Source organism: Brasilonema bromeliae SPC951, assembly GCF_012912135.1.
GTDB classification, from domain to species: Bacteria; Cyanobacteriota; Cyanobacteriia; order Cyanobacteriales; family Nostocaceae; genus Brasilonema; species Brasilonema bromeliae.
The window spans coordinates 1-11,825 of sequence record NZ_QMEB01000139.1 but is presented as its reverse complement, the minus strand read 5'-3'; the positions used below and the strand labels follow the sequence as shown (position 1 = coordinate 11,825).

General features: G+C 45.3%; 9 protein-coding genes. 4 read left to right on the top strand and 5 right to left on the bottom strand.

The window, feature by feature from the left end:
- Positions 1–61: 61 nt before the first annotated feature.
- From DP116_RS17415 to DP116_RS17405, 3 genes are all read left to right on the top strand, one after another.
- A complete protein-coding gene (locus tag DP116_RS17415) occupies positions 62–454 on the top strand; it encodes a cupin domain-containing protein (protein WP_169156375.1) in 393 nt (130 codons plus the stop codon).
- Positions 455–1,098: 644 nt separating this feature from the next.
- A complete protein-coding gene (locus DP116_RS17410; protein ID WP_169156374.1) occupies positions 1,099–1,248 on the top strand; it encodes a PsaJ protein in 150 nt (49 codons plus the stop codon).
- 147 nt (positions 1,249–1,395) lie between these two features.
- Positions 1,396–1,875: a DUF4383 domain-containing protein gene (locus DP116_RS17405; protein WP_169156373.1), complete on the top strand. Its 480-nt coding sequence runs from the start codon at positions 1,396–1,398 to the stop codon at positions 1,873–1,875.
- Between the two features lie 88 nt (positions 1,876–1,963).
- On the opposite strand, the gene galE is transcribed toward DP116_RS17405, so the two are convergent.
- From galE to DP116_RS17385, 4 genes are all read right to left on the bottom strand, one after another.
- Positions 1,964–2,950, bottom strand: coding sequence for a UDP-glucose 4-epimerase GalE (gene galE / locus DP116_RS17400; RefSeq protein WP_169156372.1), 987 nt, complete (start codon positions 2,948–2,950; stop codon positions 1,964–1,966).
- Positions 2,951–3,229: 279 nt separating this feature from the next.
- A complete protein-coding gene (locus tag DP116_RS17395; RefSeq protein WP_169156371.1) occupies positions 3,230–5,479 on the bottom strand; it encodes a family 1 glycosylhydrolase in 2,250 nt (749 codons plus the stop codon).
- Between the two features lie 200 nt (positions 5,480–5,679).
- Positions 5,680–8,115: a UDP-galactopyranose mutase gene (gene glf, locus DP116_RS17390; protein ID WP_169156370.1), complete on the bottom strand. Its 2,436-nt coding sequence runs from the start codon at positions 8,113–8,115 to the stop codon at positions 5,680–5,682.
- A 649-nt stretch (positions 8,116–8,764) separates the two neighbouring features.
- Positions 8,765–8,998: a hypothetical protein gene (locus tag DP116_RS17385; protein ID WP_169156369.1), complete on the bottom strand. Its 234-nt coding sequence runs from the start codon at positions 8,996–8,998 to the stop codon at positions 8,765–8,767.
- 650 nt (positions 8,999–9,648) lie between these two features.
- Between DP116_RS17385 and DP116_RS17380 the strand changes: the two genes are divergently transcribed.
- Positions 9,649–11,127, top strand: coding sequence for an MFS transporter (locus tag DP116_RS17380; RefSeq protein WP_169156368.1), 1,479 nt, complete (start codon positions 9,649–9,651; stop codon positions 11,125–11,127).
- Between the two features lie 208 nt (positions 11,128–11,335).
- Here the strand turns inward: DP116_RS17380 and DP116_RS17370 are convergent, their stop codons facing one another.
- A complete protein-coding gene (locus DP116_RS17370; RefSeq protein WP_169156366.1) occupies positions 11,336–11,521 on the bottom strand; it encodes a hypothetical protein in 186 nt (61 codons plus the stop codon).
- Positions 11,522–11,825 lie beyond the last annotated feature (304 nt).

The window sequence follows — 11,825 nt, the reverse complement described above, 5'->3', positions numbered from 1 at the left end:
GAAGAATATAACAAAACAGGTAACACTGGACGAATTTTAGTTCCTTCTTTTGATTTGACAGATGCAGGCTAAAGTTGTTTTTGGTAACGCTATTGTTGAAGGCGCGAAGCGCTGGGGCTGGTTTATTGGTCACTTTATCACCCCGAGTGAAGATCCGCGCTCAACCGAAGATTTAGAAGTGAAATGGGCTGTGCACAAAGCAGGAGACAGTAGAACCCAATGGGCAGTCAATAACGAAGCCGCCACCCTTTCCATCCTCATCCACGGAAGATTTCGCCTTCAGTTTGAGGACGGAGATATTGTACTATCTCAAGAAGGTGACTACGTTCTTTGGTGTTCAGGTGTGCCGCATTGTTGGGTTGCTGAGTCTGACTGCACTATTGTTACTGTTAGATGGCCCTCCAAGTCCGGCGATAGCGTGGGAATGCCGAGACAATTTGAGGTGACTGAATGATGCTAAGCATGGCTACTTTATAAAAACTTTCTAGTGAAAATATCAACATTCCAGTTGTCTCCTGCTGTCTCACCCGTCTATTTAGCAGGAGGCTTTTTTTCTTGAAAGTATGAACTATCAAAAAGGAATATTTGAAGTGGGGCTGGTTGTATTCATAAACACAGTAATTTGTAACTGATTTTCCGACTTTAGGAGGGATATTTACAGTTATTAAATAGATAGTATTAAGTTGAACAACAAAGCAGTCTGTGTTCTTCGATTCCTCTAATTCAACCTCGCTTAGCCCCTGAAATTCCATCGGGGCTTTTTTAGTATCCATTAATATTCCATCAATATATTGCTTCTGTCATTTTTTAGATTTCAGATTTCTCACTTCACACAGCTATTCCAACCCTGAAGCAATATATTTTTTGTGTTATCAATGACAAATTAACTTAATATTAGCCCTATCTTTAGTTAGAAGAAAAAGAAAATTTTCGTAATTAATTTAGTGATTGTACAGTCAACTTCAAGTCCTCAGTTTGAAAGTTTTTACACCAAAAGCAAACTGAGCTATTTTTTAGTGATTTGTATATCACTAGAATCAATTTTTGTTTCGCCATACGAGTTCAGCTTAAGTCATTAACTTTTTTTGGAAAGCAGTCATGCAGAAGCAAAACGAGCAAGTCAAATATTTCCTTCAGTATCTTTCCCTCATACCAGTTATTGCTGTTATTTCGATATCAGTTGCCTTCTCGACTTGGGCTGTGTTTAACTACTTTTTTCCCGATCTTCTTTTCCATCCGATGCCGTAAGGTTTGAATCTATATTAGGGATTTCAGTTAATTAGAACCCCGAGAGTGGTCAGCGATTCGCTTCTGTATTTCTCGGTTGAAACCCTATCTTTGCATATAGCGAACATTCGAGTGAAGATTTGCACAAAACTTGAGGTCATGAATAATATGGACAACGTAAACAAGGCGGACATCATAGAGCGTTACTGTGCCCTGATTATCGGAATTCTCTTTTTGGTTTTAGGTGTAGCTGGATTTATACCAGGTTTGGTTTCATTGCCTGGGACGACTGCATCTTATGTCCCAATTGATGCAACTAAGAGCGCCTATGCTATGGGATTTGGCTATGTATTCGGGCTGTTTCCCACCAATTTCTTGCATAACATCGTACACTGCGCCGTCGGTCTATTGGGGATTGCCTCCTATACTAGCACCAGCAGTGCACGCATATTCAATCGTAGTTTTGCAGTTGCCTATACCTTGCTCTCGATCATGGGATTGCTACCCTTGGCTAAAACAACGTTTGGCTTAATGCCACTGTTTGGTAACAATGTTTGGTTGAACGCTCTAACGGCAACTGTCGCCGCCTACTATGGGAGTATCATACAAGCCAAGGTTCGGGGTACTACTGTATTGCACGAGCTTTGAGGTACTCCATACACCAACTCTAGTCACTGGATAATTATCCAGTGACTAGAGCGGGATATTTAAACTCAAAACTTGATTTTCATTATGTCTACCCATGCCGCTGTTGATGCCACTGCCAAGCGTGGGAGATAATTTCCTGTAGGTTTGGGTATTGGGGACGCCAACCCAAAACTTTACTTGCTTTGTCGCTACTGCCAACTAAGATAGGCGGATCACCAGCTCTCCTGTCGCGTTCCTCTATTTTGATGTCACCTCCTGTGACTTCCTTTGCACTTTCGATGACTTCTCTAACTGAAAATCCACTGCCATTGCCTAAATTAAAGACTTCGCTATCTCCTCCTTTTAGGAGATACTCCAAACCCAAGATATGTGCTTGTGCCAAGTCAGTTACGTGAATGTAATCTCGAATGCAAGTACCGTCACGGGTAGGGTAATCAGTGCCAAAAATAGAAATAGATTCGCGCTTACCTAAAGCAGCCATTAGCACCAATGGTATGAGGTGAGTCTCTGGTTCGTGGTCTTCACCCAATAACCCATTTGGGTCAGCACCTGCGGCGTTAAAGTAGCGGAAACGGACAGACTTGAGATTGTAAGCTGTATCGAAATCAGACAAAATTCGCTCTACCATCCATTTGCTAGTTGCATAAGGACTGATGGGGTCTTGAGGATGGTCTTCAGTCAGCGGCACAAACTTAGGCACACCATAAAGAGCGCAAGTAGAAGAAAAGATGAACTTGTTGATGGAAGCAGCAAGCATTGCTTCTAAAAGCGTCAGGGTGGCTGCGACGTTGTTGTGGTAATATTTGGCTGGGTCAGTGACAGATTCACCCACGGCAATGTAGGCAGCAAAATGCATCACTGCAGCTATATTGTGGGTTGAGAATATGGTATCTAAAAGAGGGCGATCGCTCGTATCACCAACAATCAACTTTACCTGCAAAACTTCTTCCACAAGTTCTCGATGCCCATTCGACAGATTATCAAGAACAACGACCTCATAACCTGCGTTTTTTAGAGCTAATACTGCATGGGAGCCAATATATCCTGCTCCCCCTGTGACTAAAATGGTTGTCATAACTGTACTAATTTTAGGTTTTAGATTAGACAAGATTGCAAAAGTGAGATTTTACGAGGTTCTGTTAAGACTTAAGCGTTAAGAGTTAAGCGTTAAGAGTCCCCTGTTAAGCGTTAAGCGTTCCCTACTTCTGCAACAAGTCTATTTTAGATTTTGGATTAAACAATCAATTAGGTAGGGGCGAAGCTACGAAGCAAAAATATTTCTGATAACTCGATATATTTCTGGTCGAAAGCAACGCCCGTATAGAGTTAGAAATCATTGACAAATGACAAAAATCTAAAATCGTTGACACTCATCAAAATAGCGAGACATCGCACTGTCAAGGCAGGACATGATATCACCCCTATTGCTACCAAGAACGCTGTAAGTCGGGCGCTTAGCGGTTAAACCAAGTTCTCGCGTTGGCAGGGCAATCACATTGCTAGGATTAAAGCCTGCTGTTTTCGCCGCTAACCGTGCCAAGTCAGCCCAGGCGATCGCACCTTGATTAGCCAGATGCCACAAACCACACTCGCCGTCAATCAACAAATCTAGACTGGTGTGGACAAGATCCGGCACGTACGTAGGCGAAACAATTGCATCCTCAGCAGCGACGAAGGTATTCCCAGCGCTTAGCTGACGTAGTGCAATTGTTACAAAATTGTAATCATCCCAAGGACCGAAAAATGAACTGGTGCGAATGACCAGCGATGCGGGATGAAGCTTCAATACCAACTTTTCTGCCAAAGCTTTGCTGCAGCCATACACATTGAGGGGAGCAACGGCATCACTTTCAACATAAGGGTTGAACACAGCACCGTCAAATACGAGGTCTGACGAGAAAGTCAGCAGTGCCACGTTATGCTGAGCGCAAGCCGCAGCTAAAATCGCTGGTCCGGTGGCGTTCACCCGCAGGCAAACATGGGGTTCGCGTTCCGCATCGTCCACCCGCACGTATCCCGCAGCGTTCACAACCGCCCACGGCTTTAACTCAGTCAGAACCGTATTGACAGAAGCACAATCAGCAATGTCCATTTCTTTGCGTGACAGCAAGCGGTACGAAATACCCCGCAGTTCACACAAACGAGCAAAAGCCCTTCCTAAGGTTCCTGTTGCACCCACAATGACTAGAGGAGATGGGGAAGATGAGGAAGTCATTTCTCCCCCTACTCCCGACTGCCCACTGCTTTCTTTTAAACAACTTACCGCTGGGTATAATAACCGTTCTTGCCGATGCCACCATCCGGGTGTTTCAAGTAGTGGGTGATTCGGTTTGCGCCCAGCAGCTAGATCCCGCACCATCTTGGCAATTGCTGTCGGTCGTGGGTGTGGCGATTCTCCAGAGGAGACGCTACGCGAACGCAAGTCAAACACGCCTGACTCGTAGTAACCAACCGAACGAGTCACTAAGCTATTCCAATCGTAACTACCAAGGAGCGACCAAGCAGTGACAGCGCGGACATCTACACCCTGATCTCGTAATTGTCCCGCCGCACTCCAGACCTCATAAAGCCAGCGCAGCTGCTCCTCACGGGTACAGCTGACGTGAGCTTCGGTAATAGCAATCGGCAGTTTGTAGCGTTCCCATGCTTCTAGTAGCAAGTTGCGCGGATCTGCTGCACCCTCAGCACAAACCCGCACTGCCTCTACATCTGCGTACTCGTCCCGCCCGTTACCCCCATGCGAACAAACCGGATAGCGTTCTTTGCGCTCGTCCAAAAAGCGATCGCTCGTCAGGTAGTGGTTAATTCCGATAATATCTGGCGGACAGGGATTTTCCAGAAACCATTCAAGTTCAGCCTCATTAATGCCACAGTGACGCAGGTGACCCCACATCCGATGAGTTGGGGTGACTCGACCGCATAATAAATCAAAGCTCAACCAGCGGCGCTCGTTCTCAAATTGAGCTTGATACGCCAGCTTTGCCGTACTGTAAATCTTACCCAAATCCTCGGTTTGCACAAGTTGGGCGTTAGGGTTAACTTCTCGGATCGCCTTCATCGAAAGGGCGATCGCACGACACTGCCCCAACAAAGCACGTGCAAAACTTAACTCATCACCTCCGTGAGGATACCAGTGTCCGTACATTCCACTGAATCGTGCCGTTGTCAGTGGCTCGTTTACAGGTGTGTAATGCGTTACCCAAGGATAACGTTCTGCAACCGCACGGGCATACAAAGCTAGTTTCTCTGGAAATTCTGGATCTATCAAGCTGGTGTGACGTGGTCCACTACCATGATGCACTAAGCCCACAATCGGACGGATGCCCAGTTCGCGCAATCGCCCCAGTCGCTCCGAAGCCCACGACCAGTCAGCATTCTCCAACCCGTCAGGCGCGGTTCGCTCCCACAGAATCGGGTAGCGGATAGCCTTTATCCCTAGTTCGGCGAATAAGTCTAGGTCATCCAAGCGCGTTGCATGACCGTTGCGTTCCAACTGGTCGAAATACTCATCACCCACACGATTAACTGTACACTCCACACCAGCCCACACTTCCAAAGGAAGTTGTGAGTTATGGGTGTTGAGTGTTGAGTTGAAGGAAACCATACTTAAAACTCAACTTTAATATTCTCTTTTTCTTCCTTGGCGTTCTTTGCGACGCCAGTCGCCTCAACGGGGGGAACCCCCGCACGGCGCTGGCTCGTCTTGGCGGTTCGTTTTATTATTAACTGCGTTCGCGTAGCGTGCGCGTTCGCATGATTGCGTGCGCTTTGCGCATAGCGCTTAGACGCAGACACGAAGTAGTATCAAGCCTTAACCGCAATTTGTTTGTAAACAGAAAGAGCCTGAGCAACACACTGATCCATATTGTAATACTTGTAGGTTGCCAGCCTTCCTACAAAATACACACCTGGCGTCTCATCAGCCAGTTCCTTGTATTGCTTGTAAATTTCCTGATTTTCCGGACGCGGTACAGGGTAATAAGGGTCTCCCTCTGCCTTGGGAAACTCGTAAACAATACTAGTCTTGTGGTGTTCCTGTCCCGTCAGGTATTTAAACTCTGTAACGCGGGTATAAAGGTGTTCGTTTGGATAGTTGATGACTGGCGCTTGCTGAAACACCGACTTGTTGTGCGTCTCATGCTTGAAATCAAGCGAACGATACGGTAGTTTGCCGTAGCGATAATCAAAGAACTCATCAACAGGTCCAGTGTAAACTATTTCGCGGCAAGGTATGCTTGTTTCGATTTCATGGTAATCGGTGTTGAGCATCACTTTGATGTTGGGATGTGCCAACATCGTCTCGAACATCCGGGTAAAGCCGTGCAGCGGCATCGCCTGGTAAGAATCCGTGAAATATCGGTCGTCGCGGTTGGTGCGGGTGGGGATGCGGGCAATGACTGATTTGTCAAGTTCCGATGGGTCGAGTCCCCATTGTTTGCGAGTGTAGTTCCGGAAGAACTTTTCATACAGTTCCTGACCGACTTTGCTTACCACCACATCCTCTGAGGTTCGGATGTAATCTTTCGGTTCAGCAACCGACTTGAAGAACTCCTCCACCTGAAATGAAGTCAGGTTCATTCCATAGAGTTTGTTGATGGTGTCGAGGTTGATGGGGATGGGAACAAGTTGCCCGTCTACGCTGGCGAGGACGCGATGTTCGTAAGCCCGCCACGCAGTGAACTGCGAGAGGTATTCAAAGACTTCGCGGGAGTTGGTGTGAAAGATGTGAGGACCATATTTGTGTACGAGGATGCCATGATCGTCGTAATGATCGTAAGCGTTGCCGCCAATGTGCGATCGCTTGTCCACAACCAGCACTTTCTTCCCAGACTGACTTGCCAACCGTTCGGCAATCACACTCCCTGAGAACCCCGCACCAACAATCAAGTAATCGAAGACAAACTCTCTGGTAATGATGTTTGGTGCTTGTTTACCAGTAACAATCTGATTTGAGCTGATTTTATTCTCATCATTTTGGGCAGCAATGGCAGACTCTATCAATTGCATCATTGATCCCCAAGTCCGATCCCAAGAAATCTGCTCCAGAAACGCATCTACCCGGCTCAACCATCCCGAAACTGCGGTGTCCTCTTGCATTGCCATTTCTGCGGCGGCGACGAATTCAGAAACCGTGTCTGCTATTCGCACCAGCTTTAAATTTCCGTAGGGACGTACGACATCGCGAATTGAGGTGGACACCACAGGCTTACCTGCGGCAAGATACTCTGGAGTTTTAGTAGGGCTAATAAAGCGAGTTGACTCGTTACGGGCAAACGGCAGCATCGCCAAGTCCCACCCCGCTAAATATGCAGGTAAATCTTGATAATCTTTACCACCAAGATAATGGATATTTTCCCGCTGTGGCAAACTTGCGGGATCGATTTTCACAACCGGTCCAATCATCACCAAATGCCAGTCAGGACGCGCATCGGCAATACCAGCTAGCAGTTCAATATCCATCCGCTCGTCAATCACCCCAAAGAACCCAAGGCGCGGATGGGGAATATTGACTTGATCTGCTGGTTCTTCTTTAAGAGTTCTTCCTTGTGCAAAATGCGCGACATCTACACTACTAGGAAATGCGTAGACGTTGGGGTGCTGGTTCACCTTGCTTTCGTAAAGGCTTTGTCCACCTGTAAACACCAAATCTGCACGGTGGAAAAGTTCGGTTTCGTTGTTCTTTAAAGCAGGTGGCGCATTCTTGAATGCAGATAACTCATCCATGCAATCATATACGACTGCTTCTGGTTGCAAGTGGCGTGTAAATGCGATCGCCATCGGTGTGTAGTACCAACAGATGTACTTGCGGATATTATGCTCTGCAAACAAACCATCAATTAGCACTTTTAGATCCGCGTTTACCGCTTCCTCACTCAGACCTTGTGGTAAGTGTGGAACAACAACCACTACCCCATTCTTGTCAAGGCTTACATCCAATCGCCCCAACGGTTCGGAGGTAAAAATCGGCTCCTCAATGAAGAAAACCCGCCGTCCTTGAGCGCAACGAACCAAAAGATGTTGCGGTCTTTGATAGACGAAATTCCAACGTAAATGAGACAAGCAAATTATATCAGGCGTATCTGTAGAGGCTTCTTTGTAGATTTTGTTGGATATAGATAAATTCTGCGATGACGCACCTGATGATAGCGGTTCAGTCAATGTCGATAGCTTAGCTTTAAGCATCTTTGTCTTACCATTACTGATACCGTTATTTTTTATTTGACTTTGTTCGCCAGACATAGGTTATCTCAATTTTTTGTTTGTAGGTAATTGAAGTGTTTACAAATGCTTTCCCAGATAGAATTGCATACAAAAAATACCCTTTTTGCTAACTTTTTATTAGTACAAGGGCAGTGATAATTATCTGGTAAAGACGCTTTTGCTATTTTATTGACTGCCTAGAAAGTATTCAGGCTATTTACTTTGACAACAATGTCTATCACTAATTTAAAAACATACTACTAACTGTTTATGCTACCTTCTATCAATCGACATATTTGTCTCTAGTCAAGAATTTTATATAATGTTAAGAGCATTTGTGATTATGAATACAATTTTGCTGAAAGATAGAACTTCAGTAAAGACCCCGTCCTTAAGGACGGGGACTCCATAAACCAGTACGTGTATTAATGTAAAAAATGAATCGCTTGATCCTAACTACTTTCTTCCCTCTTAAAATTTACCTATGTAACGAACGCAGCAAATAAATTTACGGTGCATTAGGTTTTAGATAAAAAAACCCCTGCTAATAACTGCGTAACTAACAGGGACAAAAGGATGTTGTTGTGCAATTTTTAGTGTTGCTGAATATTAACAGGTTTTTTACTATCGACAGGCAGGTGTAATGTTAAAGCTGCCTGTAATCATAGCTACATTCCATCAAGTCAGCTTATCCAGCACTTCGACCTACAATGCCGATTTGAGGATCTACAGGGTTATCGTCGCTATCGTCATCAAAAAGACTCGGAATGGGAACATCAACATTTTCTTCATCATGAACAGAGTCGTTCAAGTCATTTATCTCTCCAGAGGCTTCTTTATCTGGATTAGTAGGGTTAATTACACTTGGGTCAGCGCTTTCATGCACTGATAAATTAATCAGCTTACGTGGTTCCTGAGTCATTTTTGCCTCTTTGTTGAAGTTGCTAGACTAACTATCTACATAAGTTAAGGATTCGCGGGTATCGTTCCCTCTAGCAACGGACGTACTCTTTTGGATGACAATTGTAGCGATCGCCTCCCAAAGGTCGCTTTCGGGTCAAGTACTACAGTAGTAGAGTGCGTTACACTCTGTTAACGTACCGCTTCAAATCTTGCGTTACATTGCTTTGGGTCGTGTCAAGTGATTAATCCCATTGGAGCAGTATATTCTTCTTTAGATATGACATCTAATGATTAACCCTAAAATAATTTCAGCAAACATTTTTATTGAAAATTAAAAATTGATTATACAAAAAGAATAACTCCTGAGAAGGAGATTTAAAAAAATAAATTTATATTATTATAAGTTAGAAAATTATTATTTGATAAATTGATCGCTCAAATAATAAGAATGGTTACAAATGTGTTTTAAACAACATTAATGGCTGTTTTGTGACAGTTTTGGTTAGATTCATGAAGCCCTCTATAGCGTTTACTTATTAACCCTGATAGGGGAAATTGCCATGACAGGATTTCAACAAAGCATTTTTTAGGAGATTTTTCTTCGGAAATGCACTCAAATCAAAGCAGCAATTAAGTTCCCGTTAACTCTTTAAATATTGGCTAAATAATATGCTTGGGCAACAAGAAGACGACTTATTAGTAGAAACAAGCCCTCTCCCCCCGGTCCCTATTCAGGAAATCTCAGAGGATAGGGCAATAACACAGACGGTACTTCCTTCAACTCCAAAATCGCCTGTTAAAATTTCTAAGCCGGAAATTCGGACAAGCCTCAGGGCGTTAACTTTTGAGAGTGTCTTCGCTACGGTTTTTTACAGTATGATCGGCGGCGCGTTGCTCACTAATTTCTTGCTGGAGCTGGGTGCAGGTCCAGTGGAAATTGGTCTTTTAGCCTCGATTCCTCAGTTGGTGAATCTGCTCCAACCGCTGGGAGCGTATCTAGTAGACCGAAGTCCCAGCTTCCACTGGTATTCGATGTTCATTTTCGTCCCGTCGCGGCTACTGTGGGTGATTCTCTTGCCAGCGATTTGGTTGCTCACCTCATCTGATATCTCATTTGATATCACTGGGCACCAAGTGCTGCTGTTGACATTGGGAATTATATTGGTGACTAATATCATCGAAGCTTTGGGCCGTGCTCCCTTTTTGGGCTGGACGGCTGTGTTAGTCCCACAGCGGTTGCGGGGGCGGTATTTTGGCTTTCGCAATAGTCTTGTGAGCTTGACGAATCTCATCGGTGTGCCGCTGCTGGGTCTAGCGGTATCGAAATGGCCCTATGGAACACTCCAAGGCTACGGTGTGGTCTTGGTTCTAGGAGTTGTGTTTGGGCTAAGTAGTCTGGTCAGTCAGTTCTGGTTGACCGATGTGAACCCGCAGCTTTTAAAAGTCGCCGGTTCAGAGACATCCCAAGCGCAGTCAGGGGGAATAGATCTTAGCTTCCTCAAAGACGCCAATTTTTTGAAGTTTGTGTTTTACATTGCCATATGGTGTTTTGCCGTTAACGTCAGCGCTCCCTTCTTTAACCTCTACATGCTGGATAACCTGGAGATAGATATCAGCGTAGTAACAATTTATAACGGCATAGCAACTGGTGCTAACATGCTGCTGCTGCTTTTGTGGGGCAAACTGGCTGACCGAATTGGGAATCGCCCACTTCTGGTATTCGTGGGAGTCTTGGTGGGGGTGACACCTCTGTTGTGGCTAGGAACTGGAGCTGATTCAATTTCCCTTTGGGTTTGGTTTCCCTTGTTACACGTGCTAACTGGTGGGACATGGGCGGCAATTGACCTGTGTACCAACAATCTTATGATGGCAGTGGCACCGCTGGGTAATCAGTCCAAATACTTCGCGATCACGGGGGCGGTTGCTGGTGTGAGTGGGGCAATAGGAATCACCTGTGGTAGCTTTCTGGCGACTCAGGCTGGTGCCGGTGGCTTGCTTGGGCTGTTTGTTCTCTCAGGCGTCCTACGGCTGTTTGCCCTCCTGCCCTTGCTTTTTGTTCAGGAGGAGCGCTCTGTGCCTCTGGATAAGCTTTGGCAAGTCCTGTTTCCTGTTAGGCAGCAAAAAGTGCTGATTGAATCAAAGGAATAAGTTGTCAAACATTTATAGTATTCCCCTCTGTACCATTAGGTTAGAGGGGAATAATGTCGAACATTGGATATCAAAAATTTCTACCGAACTAGCCGTTCCGGCAATTAGCGATCGCTCCCTACCTGGTCGTTTTTCCCGCGAAAGATGGTTCGCTCTGCGGATGTGGGTAAGAAACTGTCACTTAATTCCTACCCACTTCTACCCATCCCTACTCATTTTTGGGTAGATCTGATGTGAGTTGGTCAACAAACTCTCTTAGGCGTTCTTGCCAGTCAGGGACAGCTTTAAGTTTTTCTTTTTGACCTTCATATCCTCTCAAAGAGATTGTTTCCTTATCCAGCGGTCGTTTAAGCCTTCTGTTTGCACCAAGTTTGTTGTTTTTCTGAAATGGCATTGACAATTGATTTGACTGCCCAAGCATGGAAAGACCACGCCATTACCATAGGACTCTCGTCCCGTAGGCAATCCCTGTCAGTACTGATGAACGTACTAGAACGACTTAGGCTTCCCATTCATATCCTTTAATGAGTTCATTACTCATCGGTGTCGGCGATTTACCTTACGCTGCGGGGACGAAGTAATGAGCGCATGCGCAAGTCCTGTTAAGAGTCCGGCTGCAACTCGTGGTGATTCAACCAGAGGAGTGAAGTACCCCATCTTGCCTTCGGCTGAAGATGGGGCTTCCCCCAAATCCAACT